23 protein-coding genes and 1 riboswitch are annotated in these 23,087 nt (G+C 37.4%); of the genes, 14 read left to right on the plus strand and 9 right to left on the minus strand.

Translation table 11 applies throughout. From position 1 onward, the window contains the following. The first annotated feature begins 129 nt into the window (after window positions 1–129). From AC1DOS_RS08330 to AC1DOS_RS08340, 3 genes are read left to right on the plus strand one after another with little or no spacing between them, the layout of a single operon-like run. Window positions 130–1,281 carry a DEAD/DEAH box helicase gene (locus AC1DOS_RS08330; RefSeq protein WP_477537122.1) on the plus strand — a complete coding sequence of 384 codons (1,152 nt, stop codon included), beginning with the start codon at window positions 130–132 and terminating at the stop codon, window positions 1,279–1,281. Continuing rightward, entirely contained in the window at window positions 1,278–2,507 is a 1,230-nt protein-coding gene (locus tag AC1DOS_RS08335) for an aminopeptidase (RefSeq protein ID WP_477537123.1), read from the plus strand. Before AC1DOS_RS08330 ends, AC1DOS_RS08335 begins: the two co-directional genes overlap by 4 nt. A 3-nt stretch (window positions 2,508–2,510) precedes the next feature. After that, complete coding sequence (locus AC1DOS_RS08340; RefSeq protein ID WP_477537124.1) at window positions 2,511–3,407, plus strand: SGNH/GDSL hydrolase family protein; 897 nt, start codon at window positions 2,511–2,513, stop codon at window positions 3,405–3,407. 206 nt (window positions 3,408–3,613) lie between these two features. Here the strand turns inward: AC1DOS_RS08340 and AC1DOS_RS08345 are convergent, their stop codons facing one another. Continuing rightward, window positions 3,614–3,973 (minus strand): magnetosome magnetite crystal formation protein family, encoded by a 360-nt coding sequence (locus AC1DOS_RS08345; RefSeq protein WP_477537125.1) that lies wholly within the window; start codon window positions 3,971–3,973, stop codon window positions 3,614–3,616. A gap of 57 nt (window positions 3,974–4,030) precedes the next feature. Further along, window positions 4,031–5,101: a M20 family metallopeptidase gene (locus AC1DOS_RS08350; RefSeq protein WP_477537126.1), complete on the minus strand. Its 1,071-nt coding sequence runs from the start codon at window positions 5,099–5,101 to the stop codon at window positions 4,031–4,033. Window positions 5,102–5,240: 139 nt separating this feature from the next. Further along, window positions 5,241–5,344: riboswitch (TPP riboswitch) on the plus strand. Between the two features lie 96 nt (window positions 5,345–5,440). Between AC1DOS_RS08350 and thiT the strand changes: the two genes are divergently transcribed. Next, window positions 5,441–6,025 (plus strand): energy-coupled thiamine transporter ThiT, encoded by a 585-nt coding sequence (gene thiT / locus AC1DOS_RS08355; protein ID WP_477537127.1) that lies wholly within the window; start codon window positions 5,441–5,443, stop codon window positions 6,023–6,025. Window positions 6,026–6,605: 580 nt separating this feature from the next. Continuing rightward, window positions 6,606–7,355, plus strand: coding sequence for a type I methionyl aminopeptidase (gene map, locus AC1DOS_RS08360; RefSeq protein WP_108587864.1), 750 nt, complete (start codon window positions 6,606–6,608; stop codon window positions 7,353–7,355). Between the two features lie 77 nt (window positions 7,356–7,432). Here the strand turns inward: map and AC1DOS_RS08365 are convergent, their stop codons facing one another. Further along, entirely contained in the window at window positions 7,433–8,179 is a 747-nt protein-coding gene (locus AC1DOS_RS08365) for a TspO/MBR family protein (RefSeq protein ID WP_477537128.1), read from the minus strand. 246 nt (window positions 8,180–8,425) lie between these two features. Between AC1DOS_RS08365 and AC1DOS_RS08370 the strand changes: the two genes are divergently transcribed. From AC1DOS_RS08370 to AC1DOS_RS08380, 3 genes are all read left to right on the plus strand, one after another. Next, entirely contained in the window at window positions 8,426–10,228 is a 1,803-nt protein-coding gene (locus AC1DOS_RS08370; protein WP_477537129.1) for a M3 family oligoendopeptidase, read from the plus strand. A gap of 6 nt (window positions 10,229–10,234) precedes the next feature. Further along, window positions 10,235–10,780 carry a GNAT family N-acetyltransferase gene (locus AC1DOS_RS08375; protein WP_108587861.1) on the plus strand — a complete coding sequence of 182 codons (546 nt, stop codon included), beginning with the start codon at window positions 10,235–10,237 and terminating at the stop codon, window positions 10,778–10,780. A gap of 182 nt (window positions 10,781–10,962) precedes the next feature. Then, entirely contained in the window at window positions 10,963–11,385 is a 423-nt protein-coding gene (locus AC1DOS_RS08380; protein ID WP_108587860.1) for a DUF4395 domain-containing protein, read from the plus strand. Window positions 11,386–11,422: 37 nt separating this feature from the next. Here the strand turns inward: AC1DOS_RS08380 and AC1DOS_RS08385 are convergent, their stop codons facing one another. Continuing rightward, complete coding sequence (locus AC1DOS_RS08385; protein WP_477537130.1) at window positions 11,423–11,977, minus strand: beta-class carbonic anhydrase; 555 nt, start codon at window positions 11,975–11,977, stop codon at window positions 11,423–11,425. A gap of 177 nt (window positions 11,978–12,154) precedes the next feature. On the opposite strand from AC1DOS_RS08385, the gene AC1DOS_RS08390 reads away from it, so the two are divergent. After that, entirely contained in the window at window positions 12,155–13,300 is a 1,146-nt protein-coding gene (locus AC1DOS_RS08390) for a nitric oxide synthase oxygenase (protein WP_477537131.1), read from the plus strand. On the opposite strand, the gene mreBH is transcribed toward AC1DOS_RS08390, so the two are convergent. Both mreBH and AC1DOS_RS08400 read right to left on the minus strand, forming a co-directional pair. After that, window positions 13,301–14,308, minus strand: coding sequence for a rod-share determining protein MreBH (gene mreBH / locus AC1DOS_RS08395; protein ID WP_108587857.1), 1,008 nt, complete (start codon window positions 14,306–14,308; stop codon window positions 13,301–13,303). A gap of 261 nt (window positions 14,309–14,569) precedes the next feature. Next, window positions 14,570–15,802, minus strand: coding sequence for an aminopeptidase (locus tag AC1DOS_RS08400; protein WP_477537132.1), 1,233 nt, complete (start codon window positions 15,800–15,802; stop codon window positions 14,570–14,572). A gap of 234 nt (window positions 15,803–16,036) precedes the next feature. Here AC1DOS_RS08400 and AC1DOS_RS08405 point away from each other — a divergent pair, with 234 nt between their 5' ends. From AC1DOS_RS08405 to AC1DOS_RS08415, 3 genes are all read left to right on the plus strand, one after another. After that, window positions 16,037–16,627 (plus strand): acetylglutamate kinase, encoded by a 591-nt coding sequence (locus AC1DOS_RS08405; RefSeq protein ID WP_477537133.1) that lies wholly within the window; start codon window positions 16,037–16,039, stop codon window positions 16,625–16,627. Between the two features lie 135 nt (window positions 16,628–16,762). Beyond that, window positions 16,763–17,023 (plus strand): hypothetical protein, encoded by a 261-nt coding sequence (locus AC1DOS_RS08410; RefSeq protein ID WP_477537134.1) that lies wholly within the window; start codon window positions 16,763–16,765, stop codon window positions 17,021–17,023. A gap of 34 nt (window positions 17,024–17,057) precedes the next feature. After that, the gene (locus AC1DOS_RS08415) at window positions 17,058–17,282 is read left to right on the plus strand and encodes a hypothetical protein (protein ID WP_477537135.1); all 225 of its coding nucleotides are present in this window, start codon (window positions 17,058–17,060) and stop codon (window positions 17,280–17,282) included. A gap of 168 nt (window positions 17,283–17,450) precedes the next feature. Here the strand turns inward: AC1DOS_RS08415 and AC1DOS_RS08420 are convergent, their stop codons facing one another. Further along, window positions 17,451–17,672, minus strand: coding sequence for a DUF1128 domain-containing protein (locus AC1DOS_RS08420; protein ID WP_024533862.1), 222 nt, complete (start codon window positions 17,670–17,672; stop codon window positions 17,451–17,453). Window positions 17,673–17,815: 143 nt separating this feature from the next. Here AC1DOS_RS08420 and AC1DOS_RS08425 point away from each other — a divergent pair, with 143 nt between their 5' ends. Together AC1DOS_RS08425 and AC1DOS_RS08430 are read left to right on the plus strand one after the other, a co-directional pair. Then, window positions 17,816–18,226 carry a YtxH domain-containing protein gene (locus AC1DOS_RS08425; protein ID WP_477537136.1) on the plus strand — a complete coding sequence of 137 codons (411 nt, stop codon included), beginning with the start codon at window positions 17,816–17,818 and terminating at the stop codon, window positions 18,224–18,226. A gap of 16 nt (window positions 18,227–18,242) precedes the next feature. Continuing rightward, window positions 18,243–19,223, plus strand: coding sequence for a YihY/virulence factor BrkB family protein (locus AC1DOS_RS08430; RefSeq protein WP_477537137.1), 981 nt, complete (start codon window positions 18,243–18,245; stop codon window positions 19,221–19,223). 13 nt (window positions 19,224–19,236) lie between these two features. Here AC1DOS_RS08430 and AC1DOS_RS08435 read toward each other — a convergent pair whose 3' ends face one another. Next, the gene (locus AC1DOS_RS08435; RefSeq protein ID WP_477537138.1) at window positions 19,237–21,147 is read right to left on the minus strand and encodes a heavy metal translocating P-type ATPase; all 1,911 of its coding nucleotides are present in this window, start codon (window positions 21,145–21,147) and stop codon (window positions 19,237–19,239) included. A 144-nt stretch (window positions 21,148–21,291) separates the two neighbouring features. Continuing rightward, on the minus strand, window positions 21,292–22,833 hold the full coding sequence (locus AC1DOS_RS08440; RefSeq protein ID WP_477537139.1) for a fumarate hydratase: 1,542 nt from the start codon (window positions 22,831–22,833) through the stop codon (window positions 21,292–21,294). Between the last annotated feature and the right edge of the window lie 254 nt (window positions 22,834–23,087).

The raw sequence follows: 23,087 nt of genomic DNA on the forward strand, positions 1-23,087 counted from the left end.
TAACTAACTCTGTCCCTACTAGGGACAGAGTTTTTATTATGAAAAAAACTACTATTCCTAGCAGGAAAAGGCTTAAAATAGCGAATTATGGTACAATAAGTGCATGTATATATAAAGGTGGAGTATCCAATGTCATTTATCGAAAACTTAAAACCCGAACTTCAAAACAAATGGAAATTCAGCTATGAGATGCCTGTTCAGACACAATTAATCCCGTACATGCTAGACGGGAAAGACGTTGTAGCGCAATCTCCTACTGGTTCAGGTAAAACATTAGCTTATGTTTTGCCAATCCTTAATCAAGTGGATGGTTTACTACAAAAAACGCAAGCAATTATCGTTGCTCCTTCACAAGAGCTATCGATGCAAATTGTCGAAGTGCTACGTGAATGGACAGAAGGAACTGACATTACAGTTGCTCAATTAATTGGTGGAGCCAATATGGCTCGTCAACTAGAGAAACTAAAGAAAAAACCCACAATTGTGGTAGGAACGCCAGGTCGTTTGCATGAATTAATGAAAGCTAAGAAACTTAAGCTTCATGATTTACGACATATTGTATTAGATGAAGGTGATCAGTTATTAGCAAGAGAACATCGGAATGTGGCAAAAGCAATTATTGAAGGAGCTAATCATGACCGACAAATCGTAGTCGTTTCAGCAACGATTACTGAAGAAATCGAGTTAGTAGCTAGTCGCTTGATGAAAGATCCTATCCGCATTCATGTAACTCATGAAGAGTTACCTGCACAAGGGAAGGTAGTCCATTCCTTTGTAAAAGTAGAAGAGCGCGATAAAACGGATTTACTAAGACGGTTAGCACATATGGATGGATTACGAGGATTAGCATTTGTTAACAATCTAGATCAGTTGCTAATGAAAGAATCGAAATTGAAATTCCGAGATGCTAAAATTGTTGCCTTACATTCAGATATGAAAAAAGAAGAACGTAAGCAAGCATTAGCTTCTTTCCGTAAAGGTGAAGTAAGCATCTTAATTGCTACGGATATTGCAGCTCGTGGTTTGGATATTGAAGGCTTGACACATGTTATTCATGTCGATGTACCACATATGATCGAGCCATATTTGCATCGTTCAGGTCGAACAGGTCGGGCAGGTGCTGATGGAGAAGTATTATCATTATTAACTTACACAGATGAAAAAAATTATAAAAAATGGACGAAAGAGTTACCATCGAAACCCGTTCAAAAAGTATGGGATCAAGGTACGTTAATCGAAGGTTCTTCTAAAACCTTGCTACAAAAGGGGAGAAAGAAATGACGTTTGAAGAAAAATTAACAGAATACGCGGATTTAGCTGTACGTGTAGGAATAAACGTCCAACCTGGCCAGTATGTGTTAATAAACACGACTACAGATACTCTTGATTTTACTCGTTTAGTTGTTAAAAAGGCTTACGAAGCAGGAGCGAAACGTGTCCACGTTAATTTCGCAGATGGCCCCACAAATCGTGCTTTTTATGACCTAGCACCTGATTCTGAAATGCATGAGTTTCCTGCATGGGTGGTCACTCAAAGAGATGAATTAATTGATCAACAAGGATCATTATTATGGATCGATGCGGAAGATCCTGATTTATTAGCAGGTGTTCCTGCCAAACGCATATCTGATCAACAAAAAGTAGCAGGACGTGCGTTAGAAAAATATCGTGCTTCTGTTATGTCAGATAAAATTTCTTGGTCAATTGTCGCAATACCATCTGAAATGTGGGCGAAAAAAGTCTTTCCAGACTTACCACAAGATAAGCAAGTTCCCGCTTTATGGGACGCCATTTTTAAAACAGTGCGTATTGGTGAAGGCAATGCTGTCGAACTGTGGAAGAAACATATTCGTGAATTAGAAAAACGTGCTAGTGCATTAAATGATAAAAGATTTAAGAAAATTATTTATAAAGCTCCTGGTACAGATTTAACAATCGAATTACCAGAAAAACATTTATGGATGACTGGTGCTAGTAGAACACCTAATCAAACTGCATTTATTGCCAATATGCCAACTGAAGAAGTGTATACAGCTCCTTTGAAATTAGGTGTTAACGGGCATGTCCGTAATACAAAACCATTTGTCTATCAAGGCAATATTATTGATGGGTTTACCTTGACCTTTGAAAATGGGAAAATCGTCAAAGCACTAGCAGAACAAGGAAATGATTTACTGCAACAGTTGCTTCAAAACGACAAAGGATCATGCTACCTTGGAGAGTTAGCCTTAGTACCTCATGAATCACCTATTTCATCATCAGGAATTTTGTTCTACAATACCTTGTTTGATGAAAATGCATCAAACCATTTAGCGATTGGTGAAGCTTACCCAACTTGTGTTGAAGGTGCTCGTGATTTAGAAGAAGCACAACTTCAAGCATTAGGGTTAAACACATCGATTACTCATGAAGATTTCATGATTGGTAGCGGAGAGATGGATATTGATGGTGAACGTCACGATGGAACAATCGAAGCAATTTTCCGAAAAGGCAACTGGGCATTTTAATCTATGATAAAAAAACAATTAATTATTCTTTTTGTAGTCATGGGTTTATTTCTTGTACCTATTCAAACTAGCGCTCAAGTATTTGGGCCGGTTTCGTATGTGGCACTCGGAGATTCTCTCGCCGCTGGTCAAACACCTACTCGTGAAATTGATACGGGATACAGTGATTTAATAGCCCAAGAAATTGGACGTAATCAACCGCTTGCTTTTTTTTCGAAAGATTTAGCATTTCCAGGGTTTACAACAACAGATGTGCTGGAGCGGTTGCAATCTAAAGAAGCGAAACCCTTGCTTCAAAATGCAAACGTCATTACGATTTCAGCTGGAGCGAATGATCTTTTACGTTTGATACAATCAGATGCGAAGTCAGGTTCATTAACATTTCAACAAATTCCTGTAGATTATTCATTAAACAACGTTCGGAAAAATATGATTAACATTCTCAGTGACTTAAAAAAAATAGCACCAAAAGCACAAGTGTATGTAATGGGGTATTATTTTGCATATCCACATGCTCGTGACTCACAGAAAGCCGGCATCGCTCAACAATTGAATCGACTGAATGAAATTTTAGCAAAAGTAGCGGAAGAAGCGGATGTGCAATTCGTGTCAGTTGACGCTGCATTTGGGGATAATGCGACTGGAAAAGTACCAAATCCAGCAGATGTACATCCAAATGTAGAAGGATATAGAGACATGGCAAACAGCTTTTTCAATGTGTATGCAAAAGGTGCTATGCAGGTAGTGAAAAATGAAATTCCACCAGCAAATCCTCTTACGTTTGAGAAGATTATGCAACAACAAAGCCTTACCAAAGATACTGATGAATCTGCAATTTTGCCTTCGTCCTTACTAGGTAAAGAATTGTTAGCGTTAGCTGAATTAAAGCCGCTCATATAAAAAAGTTGGAACTCAATTTTATGAGTTCCAACTTTTTATTTACGTGAATATGCGGTATTAGTAGTTTTCTTTTTATCCATTGCTTTTTTCACGATTGGAATAATGATGGGTGCAAATTTTATCACCGTTTTAACTAATTTACCAAGTTTCATTTATATCGCTCCTATCACTATTGTATAGTGATGTATTTCCCGAATTAAAATATATTAAACCTTTTGTATTACTTTAATTCCTTGCACAATATTCCAAATCAGTACTACGATGGATAAAATGCCATAGAGCAACATAAACAATAAAGGAATACCAGCTGCCATGAAATCAAAAGAGGAAGTGACATCTGGAGCCATTGAGTAATCCATAGTATTAAACATCGAAAATGAACTAACCATTAAAACAAAAAATCCAATAATACCTAGAGCTACAGGAATTAAGTGTGAAAGGAACGACCGTTTTGCATGATACTTTACATCCGTATCTGGGGAAATAAAGTAAACAATTAGTGGCAATAAAAATGGAGCAAAAAAAACACTAAAATAGCATAAAGCGGATAATACACGATTATCCAAAACTACTCCTCCTCTAAACGATAGTAGTTACTTATACGGATTATCCTGTAATTGGTTTCAACGTAACGCATGTTTTGTTAAAATATCTGCATATTGTTCCACAGAAGAAATTAACACGTATTCGTTCGGTCCGTGCCAATCCTCACCGCTAGGACCAAATTCTATTGCACCAGCACCGGTCTTAGCATAATAGCGGGTATCTGCAGCACCATGTTGCCCAAATAACACAGCATCTTTTTGTGTTACTTCAGCTGTTACGAGAGCCAGTGATTGAACAAAAGGATTATCTTCAGTGGTTGTAATTGCAGGTGTTTTGCCTCCAGCTTTAACGATGTTTTTCGGATTGATTGATTGTGCAAGTTCAGTCATTTCTTCGATAATATCTTCCCAGTTTTGACCTGGCACAAACCTAATATCATAATTGACTTCACATTGATCAGGCACTACATTATACCGATCACCTGCTTGAATTTTAGCCAAATTAATTGAAGGATATTCATAATACTCATTGCTTGCCTTCGTGAAAGGCAATGTTTTTAGCTTCTCATGAAACAAATAGGAAGCTTCAACAGCATTCGTTCCTTCCCAAGGACGTGAACCGTGTGCTGCTTTTCCAAAAAGCGTTACATTAGCATGTAAGATTCCTTTTGATTGAACGCTGAGTTTCAAGTGTGTGGGCTCTCCGCATATAACAAAATCACCTGTTCGTCCAATCTCAACTAGATGACCAGATGTTTTTCGACCACCAGTTTCCTCATCAGTTACGATGTGTAAGATGATACGTTGTTTTAATTCCTCTCGTGCCGAATAAATGCGACGGTAAGCTTCCATCATTGCTGCAACGCCCGCTTTCATATCCGCAGAACCACGACCATACAGACGATCACCGTCAATAATAGGATTAAATTGTTCGATTTTTGCAGGTACAACATCTACATGTCCATTCCAAACAATTGTAGTGTCTCCTTGCCCAATCTCTGCGTGGATCATTAATCGTCCTTCGTTTTCAATAATTTCATGTGTAATTTCATGACTGTCAAGCCACTTAGAACAAAAGCGAAGTGCATCATTAGCACCTTCCTCGGTATCACTTTTGATTGCCACTAAATTCTTCAACATCTCGATCATGATCCTTCACATCCTTAGTTTATTAATCTTGTATGTTCAGTATATCGATTGACTCGATAAAAGTCACAGAACGACTGAACCCTCTTGCTTCTATTTCCCTCTTTCTGTACAATTAACCCGTATTATCAAAAATAGATGTAAGTACCACAAGGGGAGCCTGAAATGGCTGAGAGTGAACCAAAAAGTTCTAACCCTTAGAACCTGTAAGTTAATGCTTGCGCAGGGATGTGGATAGAAACCGACTCCAACGACGTCAGGCTCTGTCCTAGAGGTCGTTTTTTTGTGTTTTTTTTCACCCTGACATGCGGTTTGCAGTACATCGTAAAAGGAGGAAGAAAGATGAGAAATAAAAAAGTATTGTTGTTAGTCGAGATTGCAATCTTTGCCGCGTTAGGATTTGTATTGGATTTCGTTGCTTTTAAAATGCCACAAGGGGGATCAGTCAGTTTAGTGATGGTGCCAATTGTATTAATGGCGTTTCGTAGAGGTGCTTTAGCTGGTGTCATCACTGGCTTATTAGTAGGATTGTTACAGATTGTTTCAGGATTAATCTCTGTAGCCCCATTATCGTTTAGTTTTGTAGTCATGCAAGTCATTCTGGACTATTTAATTGCATACGGTGTTGTGGGAATCGCAGGTTTATTCCGTTCTCAATATTTAAATTATGCACAACAGTATAAACGTAGAAATATGATAATTACCATTGTTTCGGCTGTATTGATTGCGTCATTACTACGTTATATAGTTCACACGATTACTGGGATCTTCTTCTTTGCTATGTATGTTCCAGAAAACGAAAACTTGTATACGTATTCGATTATTTATAACGCAACCTACATGATTCCGATATTCTTACTCACAGCAATAGTGTGTTCAATACTATTTATCACAGCGCAACGTTTGCTTGAACCAAGCAAAGTCTAATCTTGGAGATGAATGAACTCATGTACATTTCGAAGCAAATGGACATAAACTGATTTGTATAGTTGGAAATAGTTTAATAGTGAGCGAAAACTGACTTTAGAAGGATGAGTGACTGAAGTACCTACAGAAAGATGGGAACCGTCTTCAGAAAGATGAGTGACAAAGTTACCCACGGATGAATGGAAACCGTCTTCAAGGAGACAGAAAAAATCTCGAATGGTCAGAAACCATCTTTGAGTGGTCGGAAACTGCTTGTGAATGGTCGTAAACTACCTTTGAGTGGTCGTAAATTGCCTGTGAGTGGTCATAAACTATCTTTAGAAAGATGAGTGACAGAAGTACCTACAGAAAGATGGAATTCGTCTTCAAGGAGACAGAAAAAACCTCAAATGATCGGAAACCATCTTTGAGTGGTCGAAAACTATTCTCAACAAGATTTAGTCCTCTTCTGCTTGCGAAATTCAAGTAAAGAATCAGGAATAAATTCCCGAATGTTCAGAAAGTCTTGTCATATGGGAAAGCGCCTTTTCTTATGGTATAGTATGGGATATATATTTTGAGAAAGAAGGATTTTAAGAATATGATTGCAAAAACTACTGAAGACTACGAAGCGTTAAAAACTATAGGCAGAATCGTTGCTGAGATTCGCGACGCGATGCGTGCAGCAACAAAAGCTGGTATCACAACGAAAGAACTTGATGACCTTGGTGGACGCATGTTTGAAGAAACAGGAGCCATATCAGGTCCTAAAGGAGAGTATGATTTCCCTGGTTACACTTGTATCAGCGTTAACGAGGAAGTCGCGCATGGCATCCCAGGTGCACGCGTCATTAAAGATGGGGATCTTGTAAACATTGATGTCTCTGGATCACTAAATGGCTATTTTGCAGATACAGGCATTTCATTCGTTGTTGGTGAAGGCTATGAGAAAATAGAAAAACTTTGTGATGTGGCAGAAAGTGCTTTTAATCGTGCTATGTTAAAAGTAAAAGCGGGAGCACGCTTAAACCAAATCGGTAAAGCTGTAGAACGTGAAGCAAAACTTAATGGCTTTACTGTCATTATGAACTTAACCGGTCATGGGATTGGAAAATCTCTTCATGAATCGCCTCAACATATTTTAAATTATTATGACGCATGGGAACCGACTATCTTGAAAGAAGGAATGGTTCTAGCTGTTGAGCCATTTATTTCTGAAAAGGCGGAACATATCGTTGAATCTGGAGATGGTTGGACCTTTTTAACGCCAGACAAATCACTTGTTGCACAAATTGAGCATACAGTCATTGTCACTAAGGGTGAACCAATCTTAATCACAAAAATCAATTAACACACAAAAACACCAACTGAGCGATTGCGCAGTTGGTGTTTTTTATCTTATTTAAGTAATAGCATTATATTTTCCTACTACGTTCTTGATGACGTGCTAGAGTGGGACAATGATTTCTTCATAAAAATAATACCAGCGAGCATAACTGCACTTAAAAAGAGAGCGGCAGTAGAGACCAGCAATTCTTCAAAGCCATTGCGGACAGCTATGCCGATAAAAGCCCAAATAAAGACGAACACATAAGTAATATCAAAATAATGGTAACGAATATGTAATGCTAGTGCTGTACCGACAGTCATCATAATAACTGCCCATAAGGGGTCGCTTAATCCCCAGCCATTCCATTCATAGTAGGTTAAAACATAACTGATATTAGCAATCGTCGCGACGCTGATCCACCCTAAATATACGGAAATAGGTAAACGGCTCTTGATACTATTATCTGAAACCGAATAAGTTCGATATAAAAGGAGAAGTGTGATAAGAAATCCTATCATTACGATGACTGTAAATAAAAATTTCTCATAATGCCATAAATAAATCCAAGCTATATTTAACACACAACTTATGATAAACAGGGTGGAGCGCGTTGAATAGTTAGCATCACCTTGTTTACTTTTTTTCCACATGCCAACAAGCCAAACGATTAACAATACGTATATGACAGACCATATCGAGAATACATACCCAGCTGGTGTAAATAAAACGGGAAGTCGATTTGATATCTCACCTGTAGTTTGATTATTTAAAGGCAAAATATTAGCTAATGCGTTAACAGTAATTACACTAAATAGTGCGATGACCATAATTGAGAAACGACCCATAGCGTTCACCTCCTATACATTAGTATAACGTCATGCAACAGTAACAACAAATTCAAATTTACCAAGCTGATCAGAAAAATGGAAGTATTAATGTTTTAAAAACCATTCTAGAACATATCATGCAAGTGTGCATTGAAAAAAGGATACCCGCTATTAATCCTTATAACGATGTTTCGCAAGCCGAAGAAGCATGATATAATTATGTAGTATTTTCGGAAAATTTAGAAAGACATGGGGGAAATGAGTTTGACTACCAAAACATATGCTGAAATATGGGATTTAGACGTATTTTTTAAAGGGGGAAGTTCGTCTCCTGAACTTCGCGAACACTTGAATGCTTTAAATGTAAAATTAGATTCATTTGAACAAACATTATCTAAATTTGATGTACCCAAAAATGAGTCAGACGTTGATAAAATTGCATCAATCATAGAAGGAACGAAACAAGTTGCTGAAAATTTATCACAAGCTGGAGCGGTCGTTGGGTGTTATCTAGCTCAAGATACCACTGATAAACAAGCAAACTTATTACAAGGTGAAATAGGCTCATTAGGAGCTCGTTTTTCTTCATCCATGTTAGTTGTTCAACAACAGTTGTCAAGAACTGAAGACAGTGTTTGGACTAGTTTGATGCAAGATAATCGTTTAAAGAAATTTTCTTTTGTATTGAACGAATGGCGAGATGAAGCAAAAGAATTGCTGTCAGAAAAAGAAGAAGACATGATTACGGCTCTTGGTGTGGATGGATATCATGGGTGGAGCCAACTTTATGATTTGCTAGTTGGTGACGTGAAAGTTCGTGTCACAGTTGATGGAGTAGAAAAAGAGTTTTCTGTTGGTCAAGCCAGTAACTTAAGTTCTCATTCGGATGGATCAGTTCGTAAAGATTCTTTCGAAGCACTTGAACAAGCCTGGACAGACAAAGAAGAGTTTTTTGCTAAAACATTAAATCATATGGCTGGTTTCCGATTAGCAGTGTATAAAAAACGTGGTTGGGACTCAGTATTAAAAGAACCACTTGATATGAATCGAATGAAGCAAGAAACGTTAGATGCTATGTGGGGAGCGATAAGCGCTCATAAAGCACCATTTGTAAAATATTTAAAGCGTAAGTCAGAGTTAGTTGGTGCAGATGCTATGCATTGGTACGATTTAGATGCACCTGTAACTGAATCCACACAAAAAGTTTCGTATCAAGAAGGTGCGGAATTTATTTTAAAACAATTCGGAAAATTCGGACCAGAACTTGAGAAATTCTCGCGTAAAGCATTTGAAGATGAATGGATTGAAGCTGAGGACCGTCCGAATAAACGTCCAGGTGGATTCTGTACTGGTATGCCTTTGTCTGAGCAGTCACGTATTTTTATGACATATAGCGGAACGATGTCTAATGTTGCAACACTCGCTCATGAACTTGGTCATGCTTTCCATTCATCCGCACTAAGACCAGTGCACTGGATGAATCGTCAATATGCTATGGGTGTTGCTGAAACTGCTTCAACATTTGCAGAAATGATCGTTGCAGATGCTGCCGTTAAAGAAGCGACAACAGCTGATGAAAAATTAGCGTTACTAGAAGATAAAATTCAACGCAGTGTAGCATTCTTTATGAATATCCATGCGCGTTTCTTGTTCGAAACACGTTTCTATGAAGAACGCAAAAATGGGATTGTTTCAGCTAGCCGTTTAAATACTTTAATGGAAGAAGCACAACGTGAAGCATTCGCTGATGGTCTAGGTGATGTACATCCACATTTCTGGGCATCTAAACTTCATTTCTATATCTCACGTGTACCATTTTATAACTTCCCATACACTTTTGGTTACTTATTCAGCTTGAGCATTTATGCGAAAGCGATTGAAGAAGGAAGCAGTTTTGAAGAGAAGTATATTGCTTTACTTCAAGATACGGCCATTATGTCAGTTGAAGACTTAGCTATGAAACATTTAGATGAAGACATCACGCAACACGCTTTCTGGGGAAAAGGAATAGCACTTTGTATTAAAGACGTAGAAGAGTTTCTTGCATTAACCTCATCTAAAGGGTGATTTTATATGATTTTACTTGAAGGCCAAACCTGCTTTTTACGAACATTACGCGAAGATGACGCCGTTGAATTAGCTCATCTTGTAACAAAAAACAGATTTTACTGGTCTGTTTTTGAACCGAGACATCAAGATTCGTATTTTACTGCTGCTGTCCAACGAGAGAAAATCTTGGAATCATTACATCATATGAAAAATCAGCGTGAATTCAGTTTTGGAATATATGATGTAAAAACAAATTACTTGGTAGGTCATATATCAATGTATGGCATTAAAAGACTGCCATTTTCTAGTTCTTTTATCGGCTATTCTATTGATGAAATGAATGTGGGTAAAGGAATTGGTACTGAAGCAGTTCAACTTGTTGTGAAATATGGAATGGAAGTTGTCGGTTTACATCGAATAGAAGCTTATGTGTCACCACGTAATTTCGGATCGATTCGTGTATTGGAAAAAGCGAATTTGCAACAAGAGGGTTTACTTCGACAACTGCTATTCATTAATGGACAATGGGAAGATCATTATTTGTATGCAATTCTCGAAAATGATTATTGAAAAGGTAAGGCCGCTTGGCGGAAATGGCGAATAATGCTAAAAGGTTGGTTTCTCACTTGAGAAGCCAACCTTTTATGTCGATTTCCCGGGAAATATAACGAGACTTAGGCGGATATATTTACATCCTAATAAAACCGCCATATACTATGTTTATAAATCCAATAAGAATAGTAGGTATTAATATGAAAACAATTCCGAAGCCTCTCGTATTAGCTAATCAGTGGACAATTGTATTATCAGTAGTCCTTTCACTTATAACTCAAACAGCATGGATTTTACTTATTCCTTTAATTTCAAGTCTATTAGGCTTACTTACTGGATTCAATCCGGTGTTAGCAGTCGTTAAGAAGCTTTTAACCAAACCAGCTAATCAATATGTGCAAGAAGATTATGCTCAACTACAATTTAACCAGTGGTTAGCTGTAGGGTTTTTAATTATTGCTTGTATCAGTTATTTCCTGAAATGGTCCATTATGTTTAACGTTGCTACGATAATGGTTGGTTTAGCTGCGCTCGTAGCCATATTAGGTTTTTGTATTGGTTGTTTCATTCGTTTTCAATATCAACAGTGGATGTATCGACGGAAAAAATCTTCTGCAGAATAAGAAAAGAGCCCAATATGGTAGTGGGCTCTTTTTGCATTTAATTTTCTTTTACCATATCCAGTCTTCCTGTAGCAGGATCAATGACTAAACCGTGGACAGGGAAACCTTTCACCATCAATGGATGATTTTTAACCATGTCTACACTATGTCTTACACTCTCATGAACATCTTCAAATCCTCGTAACCACTCGTTTAATTCAACACCAGAGTAGTTCAACATATTAATGGTGTCATGAGAGATACCGCGATCTACCATTTTTTGCAGCATTTCTTTGGGTTGAATGGCACTCATACCACAATCATAGTGACCGATAATGTATATTTCTTCCGCATGTAATTCATAAACAGCAACGAGTAAACTGCGCATAATACCACCAAAAGGATGATTAATAACTGCGCCTGCACTTTTTACGATTTTCACATCACCATTTTTAAAATTCATAGCTTTTGGTAATAGTTCAAATAAACGTGCATCCATGCATGTTAAAATAACAATTTTTTTGTCTGGGAATTTTGTTGTAGTAAATTCTTCGTATTGTTTCTCTGATACAAATTTTTGATTGAAAGAAAGTATTTCGTTCAGTAATGTCATGTGGTAGTACCTCCTATGTATATTACATTCTTATTGTAGATGATTTTCATCATTCTTAGCCACTTTTATGTCACATAATAAGAGAAATAATTACGTAAAGAACGCTACATCCATTGAGACTAAAGGAAATGTTGATTAAACTAGAATTATGTAGAAACACAAAGGATGAATATAAACATGAATAACTCATTGCTATTAGATCAGGCGAGTACTTTTCTTTTTCAATATGGTAAAGAAAACGGACTTTCTGAAGAAACAATAATGAATCGTCAAAGTATGATAAAAGACGAAATCGAATCGACGGGAACCTATACACACACCCTTGAGGAAATCACATATGGAGCAAAGCTTGCTTGGCGTAATAGTGCGAAATGTATTGGACGTTTATTTTGGGAAACACTCGATGTGTTTGATGCCCGGAACGTTACTTCACAAGAAGATATAGAACAACATATTCATCATCATATTCTTCATGCCACTAATGGCGGGAAGATCCGATCAACCATTACTATTTTTCCGGAAATTAGTTCGTCCCATAAAGTCCAATTGTGGAGCCCTCAATTAATTCGCTACGCTGGTTATCAGAAAGAATCTGGGAAGATAATAGGAGATCCAGCTAATCTAGAATTAACAAGAGTTGCGGAACGTTTAGGTTGGCAAGGAGACGGTACACCTTATGATATTTTACCGGTTCTATTTCAATGGAATGAGGAGCCTCCAAGTGTAGTACAAATCGCAAAAGAAGAAGTTCTAGAAGTACAAATCGACCATCCAATTAATTTAGACTGGAAACCTCTGAATTTAAAATGGTATGCTGTGCCAATCATCTCAGATCGCTATCTTGAAATTGGTGGATTGTCCTATCCAGCTCCGTTTAACGGTTGGTATATGGAGACAGAAATTGCGGCACGGAATTTAGTGGACTCTTATCGATACAATCGATTAAGAGACGTTGCGAATCAGTTAAAGCTTGATACATCGAGTACGACAACGTTTTGGAGAGACCGAGCTTTAGTTGAATTGCAACATGCTGTGTATGCATCTTTTAGACAAGCCGGTGTTCAAATGGTAGACCATTATACAGCTGCTCAACAATTCCAGGCCTTTCGTGAAAAAGAAGAAAAACAACAAAGGGAAGTGAAAGGGGATTGGACTTGGCTTATTCCACCAGTTTCTCCTGCATTGACACCCATTTTTCACCAAGGAATCATTAATGAAGAATTGTCTCCAAATTTTATTAAGCAAAAACGACCAAAACTTTTCAAAAAAATTAGCGAGATGACAGAATCATCTCGCCCTACAGGTTGTCCGTTTCATTTGTGATTAACGGGCAACTTTTTGTATTTTATCCATCATGACTAGTGAGCGTCCTGTACCAATTGCTACAGACTCAAGTGGTTGCGGAGCGATGTGAACAGGAACAGAAATTTCGTTAGATAACCATTCTTGCATCCCTTTTAATAAAGCACCGCCACCTGTTAATACAACACCTTGATCTACTATGTCTCCAGAAAGTTCTGGAGGGCAACTTTCAAGCGTTACGCGAATCGCTTCTAATATCGATAATAATGATTCTTTTAATGTTTCTTGTACTTCAACGGAGCTAATTGTAATAGTCTTTGGAAGACCTGTCATAACGTCACGCCCACGTACTTCCATTGTTTCTAAAGTGTGTGGAACTAAAGCATAACCGACTTCCATTTTGATTCTTTCCGCAGTACGTTCACCAATCAACACGTTGAATTGTTTGCGAACAAAATGAATGATGTCTTCATCCATGCGATCACCTGCGATTTTAACTGTATTTGATGAAACAACCCCACCAAATGAAATGATTCCTACTTCAGTTGTCCCACCGCCTATATCAACTATGACACTAGCAATTGGCTCGCTAACCGGAAGATCGGCACCTATAGCCGCCGCTACAGGCTCTTCAATAAGATGAACTTCTTTAGCACCACTATTTTTAACCGCATCATGAATTGCACGGCGTTCTACTGATGTTGCACCAGATGGTGTACATACCATAACATTAGGTTTACGAATAGAGCTTCCTAGTTTTTTTCCTACTTTTCTCATTACCATGCGTAACATATCAGTTGTAACATCAAAATCAGCAATGACCCCATCTTTTAATGGTCGAATAACTGTAATAGAACCTGGAGTTTTACCAATCATACTCTTCGCTTCTTCACCAAATGCAATAACTTGTCTTGTTTTTGTATCCACCGCTACTACCGATGGCTCATTTAAAATAATGCCTTTATTTTTTGTATATACAAGGATATTAGCTGTTCCTAAATCTATCCCTAAATCTATTCCTGAAAACATTCAGATTCCTCCTTAAAACGGTTTGCTACATTAGTATAGAGGATTATAGTACATATACCATATGGTACTTAATGGTAGTTATCAATTGTTGCAGGGATTTTTGGGTATTTAGGAGGTTGTAGGTAGAATAAAATAAGTAATAAGAAGCACTCTGTCATTTTGCTGTTATCTTGTTGTTGTTAAAATGTAAACAAATTGTTAAGTCATAACAAAGCAGCCTTCCTAGAAAGGCTGCTTTTTGAATTAATATATTTTGCCTAATTAAAACGCCCAGTTTCCACTACGGAAGATAGGTTCTTTAGATCCATCTTCTAAAATCCCGTCGATGTCCATTTGATCTGATCCAATCATGAAGTCAACATGTGTAATACTTTGATTTAAGCCGTTTTCTTTTAACTCTTCTTGTGACATTTTTTTCCCTCCTTCTAAACAGAATGCATAGGCGCTACCGATTGCTAAATGATTCGACGCGTTTTCATCATATAAAGTGTTATAGAATAGTAATCCTGACTCTGAAATAGGGGAATGATGAGGAACTAATGCAACTTCTCCTAAATACTTCGCGCCTTCATCTGTATCTACTAATTGTTGTAATACTTCTTGTCCTTCAGCCGCTTCTACTTTTACGATACGTCCTTTTTCAAAAGTGATTTTGAAATTGTCTATGATGTTCCCTCCATAGCTTAATGGTTTTGTACTAGAAACAACTCCATCTACACCCGTTTTCAAAGGAACTGTAAATACTTCTTCAGTAGGCATGTTTGCCATGAATGTTTCGCCTTTTTCATTAACACTTCCAGCTCCACACCATAAGTGACCTTTAGGAAGTTCAATTGTAAGATCCGTTCCAGGAGCAGTGTAATGCAATTTGAGATAGTTCTTTTCGTTTAAGTAATCCACTTTTTCATGTAGTGTGTCATCGTGTTTCGACCAAGCCTCGATAGGAGACTCGACATCCGCACGAACCGCTTTAAAGATTGCCTCCCATAATGCAGATATTTGTTGATCTTCAGCTACCTCAGGGAATACTTTAGCTGCCCATGCTTTAGAAGGGGCTGCAATAACAGTCCAGCTAATCTTGTCAGACTGAACATATTGACGATATTTCGATAAGGCTGTTCCCGCCGTTTTTTGGAATGCCGCAATGCGTGAAGAATCAATGCCTTTTAATAAATCAGGGCTTGAAGACACAACGCTCATAAATGCCGCACCTTGTTCAGCTAGTTGTTCACGTTCTTGTATTTTCCAAGCTGGATATTCTGTGAATGATTCACTTGGAGCAAGCTCAAAACGTGTACGTGTAATCACGTCGTCTGTCCAGTCAACATATACTTGTTTTGCACCAACTTCATAAGCCGTTTTTGTTAATAAACGAACGAACTCAGGATTATCAATTGAAGCCGTAATATATAAACTTTGTCCCTTTTGAATATTTACTCCCACTTTAACAGCTAACTCAGCATATTTAGTTAAATTTTCATTAAAAGATGTCATTAGGTTATCTCCTTTTTTATACAAGCTAATTCTATAGTAGCAATATTCTAAGGAGTAAATCAATTGCAAAGTTCGAGTAACGAAAGAATATAACAATATTTAATGAAAATAAAATTATTCAAAGGAAATTCAATGTGATAACGCTTCCAATACTTGAGTTAAATTTTGATTAATTTAGGTACCACAATTGAGCATCCAGAATAATATATATAGATTACGAATTGGAGGTATGTAATGTATTACGTTTATCCAACAGGAATTTACTACACGCCTTGTATTAGTCGCGCTGAACTTGAGTTACGAAATACGATGCGGTTACTTTGGGAACAACATGTCTATTGGACAAGAATTGTTATTACTAGTTTGATTAATGATTCAGCAGATTTAGATGCAGTATTGACACGATTATTAAGAAATGCTCCTGATATGGGGAACGCACTTAAACCTTTCTATGGTGAACAATTAGGAAACCAATATAGCGCTTTGATTAAAGACCATTTAGTCATCGCTGCAGATTTGGTAAAGGCGGCTAAAGCCGGAGACATGCAAAGTGTTGAGTCTATCGATAAAAAATGGCATGCCAACGCAGATGACATCGTTAACTTTTTAAGTTCTATCAACCCATATATCTCACAGCAAGATATGAGAAAGATGTTTTACGAACACTTGGACTTAACCAAAAAAGAAGCGGCGTTCTTGCTTCAAAAAGACTATCCATCATCAATAAATACGTTTGATGAAATTGAAAGGCAGGCTTTGGAGATGTCAGACGAAATCTCGTCAGCAATTATTAAACAGTTCCCTCAGATCCAATACCAGATGTAATTAATGAACACCGTTGAGAACTCTCAACGGTGTTTTTCTCTTAAATGGAAAGGTGTTTTGTAGCACATTGGCAGGTTTATGGCTTAATCCTTGCGTGTATTTACATAAGAGAATATAAAGATGGGAGGGATGACAATGATTGATGTAATGAAAATGTTTAAAGCACGTTTATGGATGAAACGTAATGTCCTTTTTTTATATTCCTGGCATGCATATGTAGGGTATGAACTAGATTTATTTAAAGCCTTTGAGCGCGGGGTAAAAGTTGCAGACGTTGCAGATGCTTATCAGATAGATGAAATTCTGCTTAATCAATGGACTAATGTTGGAGTATCGATTGGTCACTTAAAACCAATGAGCCGTAAGCGATATAAAACTGAAGCTACCACGACCTAAAGCAGAATCATCTTCAGGTGTTATATTGAAAGAAATGATGGAATTACATATACCTAGTTTACTTACGTATCCAGACATGATGCGTAACAGGAACTGCAATCATTTTGACTCAGAAAAACATGCAGACACAGTTGCACAAACAAGTCGATTATTAGAAGTTATAGCTTTACCAAAAATCGCGAAATTATTAAAAGAAAATGATAAGCAACGAGTGCTGGACATAGGTTGTGGCGAAGGTGAATATAAAACGGTTGGATGAACGATTCCCTAATTCTCAATTCGAAGGGATAGAAGTTAGTGATTCGGTTACAAAGACGGCTAAGAAATTGACCTCTTTTTAGGTATACAGAAAATCATTCAAGAGGGAAGTTGGTACGTGGTTCAATATAAAAAAATCCTTTAGCATGAGCTAAAGGATTTTTCCTGCTTATTTACGTAATGATCCCAGTTCAGAAGCGATGGCTTGCATTTCACTTGGACTAAAAGTAGAACGTTTTTTAACCATAGAGTACAAATCGTGCAATTCTTCATATTGAGAGTCATCAAAATTATCGGATTTCATAGCGTCTACATTGACCATACGAAGTTTTTCCTTTATTTGGTCAATCATGTATTCTACATTTTCTTGAGATGGTTGAGTTAAGTTCATTTGCGATTCCTGCCTTTCAAACATTATGGTTAATCATTTCATGGTACAGAAAAATTGTCAAATTAAAGTAAGGAATTGTTTTAATATGCGCAGAGAAGGGTATATTAAAGCACATTGAAATTTAATCTTGGGAGGTTTTATTAATGAGTGAAAGTAAATTTGTCAAAGGTATGCTAGTTGGAGCAATTGCAGGTGCAGGAATAAGTTTGTTTGATCGTGCAACACGTGAAGATGTTAAATTTAGATTGAAAACAGTATCTTATGATGTTAGGTATTATTCGAAAAATCGTGAAGACTTAAAACTGAAATTACAAGAAAAAGCAGATAAGCTTCAAACTGTATATAATCAATTTACACAAGATGCACAATATATTACTGACAAAGTTGAAGAAATAAAAGAATTGACTCCACAAGTGAAGACACTTGTAACAGATACTAAAGATGCATTTGTCCACTCTAAAGAAGAATATAAATCCATTGTAAAAAATGAAGAAGATGATTTCGAAATGCCATTGCTACCTGAGCACGTGTATGATGAGAAAGAATTCACTTAAGAAAGGGAATGATTAAATGGCGATCGAAGACAAACCTATTCAACCGAGAGGCAGCCAAAAATCCAGCTCTTCATCTAATTTCTTAAGTAAATTAAAATTAATGCAATTTAAAAAAAAGAAACGTAAAGGTCCTGATTATCCTTTTGATGTAACATCATCAAAAGGATTCTTTCAAGAATTATTAGCACGTATTCAATATGTCGATGTGACGGCTTTAGGTGCACAACTTGCCTTCTTTTTCTTATTAGCACTTTTTCCATTGTTGATTTTTATGGTGACACTATTACCCTATTTAAATTTACAAGAAGACCAGCTTTTTAATATTTTACGTACATATGCACCTGTTGAAGTTTATACACTTATCGAAGGTACATTAGATGAAGTTCTTAACGATCGAAATGGCGGTTTATTATCAATTGGGATATTCGCCACCATATGGTCTGCATCAAACGGCATGAATGCCCTGACTAAGTCACTTAATCGTTCTTATAGCCTTGAAGAGACCAGACCTTACTTTATAGCGAGAGGTATTTCAGTCATTTTCACTCTATTACTTATTACATTATTCGTCATAGCTTTAGTATTGCCTGTATTTGGCGAACAAATTGGCACATTCTTGTTCTCGTACTTTGGATACGAGCAAGGCTTCTTGAATGTTTGGAGTAGTATTAGATGGACAATACCACCAGTTATGATTTTTGTAGTATTTATGCTGTTATATTGGATTGCGCCAAACCGTAAATTATACTTGAAAAGTGTGATTCCAGGAGCAATATTTGCTACATTAGGATGGATTCTAGTATCACTAGGATTTTCGTTATATGTTAGTAGTTTTGCTAATTACTCTGCAACTTATGGAAGTATAGGTGGAATTATCGTCCTAATGATGTGGTTATATTTCTCGGGAATCATTTTAATGGTTGGTGGGCAAATTAATGCCGTAATGCAAGAGCGTAAAGAAAAATCAGCAATGAAAAAAGCAGGAGCTGTCATATAGAAGCTCCTGCTTTTTATTTGATATTAAGTAAACGTAAACCGTTTAATATGACAAGAATCGTGCTGCCCTCATGGCCGATGACACCAAGGGGCAAATTGATAATTTGAAAGAAATTGCTAATAATTAAAAGAACAATTATCGATATTGAGAAAAAGACATTTTGTTTTACAATACGATTCATTTTTCGAGACAAATCGATCGCGTACGTTATGCGTGATAGATCATCTTTCATTAGTGCTACATCTGCTGTCTCTAGTGCAACGTCGGTACCTTGACCCATTGCGATACCAAGAGTGGCTGTAGCTAAAGCTGGTGCATCATTAATGCCATCACCAACCATTCCGACGTTTCCATATTTAGCGAGAAGTTCTTTCATCTTTGTGACCTTTGTTTCTGGTAAACATTCCGCGATATAGTCATCAACTCCAGCTTCTTCTGCAATGACTTTTGCCGTCCGTTCATTATCACCCGTCAACATAATTGTATAAATACCAGCTTTTCGCAATAATGTAATAGCTTCTTTTGATTCAGGTCGAACAGTATCCTTAAGCGCAACCACTGCGATGATTCCGTCTTGGTCTGCAGTGAATATGACCGTTTTTCCTTGTTCTTCTAAACGAAGGGCTACATCATTTTGAAACAACTTAGCCTCATTAAATCCCACAAATGCTCTCTTACCAACTTTCCACTCTTTCGAATCAATATCCGCTTTGATTCCCCAACCTGGTACATCTTCCATTATTGATATAGGAAAGGTAGTAACACCCTTCGAGACAGCAAATGATGTTATGGATTTAGCGAGAGGGTGTGTGGATTGAGATTCTATGCTCGCTAAAGTTGTTAATACCGACTGTTCATCTAATCCAGCCCGAACGATGAAATCTGTTACTATAGGTTTTCCTTGTGTGAGAGTCCCAGTCTTATCAAGGGCTATTGCTTTCAAATTACCAATATTCTCTAAGTGAACTCCACCTTTAAATAACAAGCCGTTTTTTGCTCCGTTTGATATGGCTGCAAGCGTCGCAGGCATAATGGAAGCAACTAGTGCACATGGTGATGCAACAACAAGTAAAACCATCGCACGATAGAATGTTGTAGTCCAATCCCAACCAAATATAAAGTGGGGGAGGAACAACATTAATCCAACAGTAATAAGAACAATTTTTACATATTTACCTTCAAACCGCTCAATAAATTGTTGGGTTGGTGATTTTTCGCTTTGAGCAGATTGAACAAGTTTAATGATTTTTTGTACTAACGATTCACTGCTTGTTTTCTTCATTTCGATTGTTAAAACGCCATTTAAATTTACAGTTCCCGCAAATAACTCATCACCTGTGTGTTTATAAACGGGAATCGATTCACCACTAATAGCAGCTTCATCAACAGAAGTACTCCCAGTGATAATCAGTCCATCAACTGGTATGCGATCGCCGGGTTTGACAAGTAACCGATTTCCTACCTGTAGATTTTTAACATGGACGCGACTAGATTGGCCGTTTGCATCTAATAGCCACGCCTCTTCAGGCTGTAGATTCATCAAACTAGATAATTCCTTTTTACTTTTGTTCATCGTGTAAGTTTCGAGGGCACCACTCAAAGAAAAAATAAAAATAAGTATAGCGCCTTCAGTCCAATAACCAATAATTGATGAACCGATTGCCGCAATAATCATTAGTAATTCTACGTTTAGCTCTTTCCGCTGAATAGTATGCAAAATTCCTTCTTTTGCTTGTGCATATCCTCCAATTAAAAAGGCAAGTAAATATAAAGCTATGGATAATGAATTTTCATCACTTCTACCTACATACCAAGCAAAAATTATTAACACCCCAGAAAAAACGGCTGCCATTAACTCGCGATGCGGATTTAAGCGGCTAAGAATCGTTGAAGAATCATATTGTTTAATTGCTTCCATGTTCATTCCTCCTGATAATGATAGTCAATATCACAACCCTATTAATGTGCGAAAAGCTGGCACTCCCATAGGGAATACCAGCATCTCAATAATTATTATTAGTTTAGAATTATTATAACATAGAAGATTTATAGAATGCAATCGAGTTAATTATTTAAAGACACGATCACTGTATTGTGCTAATTTCTCAAGAGAAGATTTATCCACATCTGCATGTAAACTATTGCCGTGTGAATCCATTGTAACTACCGCTGTGAAGTCTTCAACACGTAAATGCCACATAGCTTCAGGAATACCGAACTGCATCAAATCTACGCCTTCTACGCCTTTAATACAATCCGCATAGTATTGAGCAGCTCCACCGATAGCATTTAAGTAGACGCCACCATGTTCGTTAAGCGCAGCAAGTGTTTTTGGTCCCATGCCACCTTTACCCATAACAGCTCGAATACCAAATTTTTTCATAATGTCGCCTTGATACGGCTCTTCTCGAATTGACGTGGTAGGGCCAGCAGCCTTAATGTGATAATTACCTTCTTCGTCTTTTGACACAACAGGGCCACAGTGATAAATAATTTGACCATTTAAGTCTAGTGGTGCATCGTGATCAGACAGATATTTATGAATTGCATCACGACCTGTGTACATCATGCCACTGATTTTAACAACATCGCCAACTTGTAATTTGCGAATTTCTTCTTCACTAATTGGCGCACGAAGTTCAACAATTCGAGAAGCTGCTTCATCAGATGATTTGTCGGCATCATCATCTTTGAACTCTACTTTTTCACCATCTTGATATTGCCATTCGTCAATTTCGCCTGTCGTCGGGTTAATATTAATTGCTAAACGACGGTAAGCCCAACAGTTATAAGCAACTGATACAAAGAAACTCGCTGGAATTCGGTGCATGACACCAATCTTGCAACCTAGTAAAGTAGCTTCTCCACCAAAACCCATTGTGCCAATTCCAAGTGTATTTGCTTTCTCAACAATATATTCTTCAAGTTCAGAAAGTTGTGCATGTGGATTTACATCATCAACTGATCGGAATAATTGTTCTTTAGCTAGATCATATCCAGAGGCACGATCGCCACCAATTCCTACACCAATGAATCCGGCTGAGCAACCTTGTCCTTGTGCTTGATAAACAGAATGAAGAATACATTTACGAATGCCATCTAAGTCACGTCCAGCACGACCGATTCCTTCCAGTTCAGCAGGCAGGCTATATTGAATGTTTTTGTTTTCACAACCGCCGCCTTTAAGAATGAGCTTCATTTCTATGTAATCCTTTTCCCATTGTTCAAACTTTACAACTGGAACACCTTCACCTAAGTTGTCGCCACTGTTTTCGCCAGTTAACGAATCAACAGCATTTGGTCGCAATTTAGAGTCTTTCGTAGCCGTAACAATTGCACGTTTGATTGCCGCTTTAATTTCTAATTGATTAACACCAATTGGAGTTTTTATTTTAAATGTAGGCAAACCAGTATCTTGACAGATGGGTGAAACATTATCGTCAGCCATTTGAATATTTGTTGCAATAGTATCTAAACTCATCGCTGCGCGAGTTCCAGCATTTTCAGCAGCTTTTGCTTTACTGACTGCACGACGTACATCTTTCGGCAAATTCGTAGATGTTTCAGTAATTAAATCATATATGCTTTTTTCCAATGTTTCTATATACATGTGAGTTAAACCCCTTTTCATTAATAATTCCACTCATCATTATACTCCTTTCAAGAAGCGAAAAAAAGGAATGAAATAAAGCGGTGGAGCGGGGAAGTAAACATGCCTTGTGTATTTCTCAGCGGAATCATGTACGTTTAGAGATGAATGGTCGGAAACCTAATTTGAGTGGGCGGAAAACATATGTGAGTGGTTGGAAACCTCTTTTTAGTGGGCGAAAACAGTCTGTGAGTGGTCCGAAATCTCATTTGAAT

It is taken from the genome of Paenisporosarcina sp. P5_A11 (assembly GCF_056400705.1).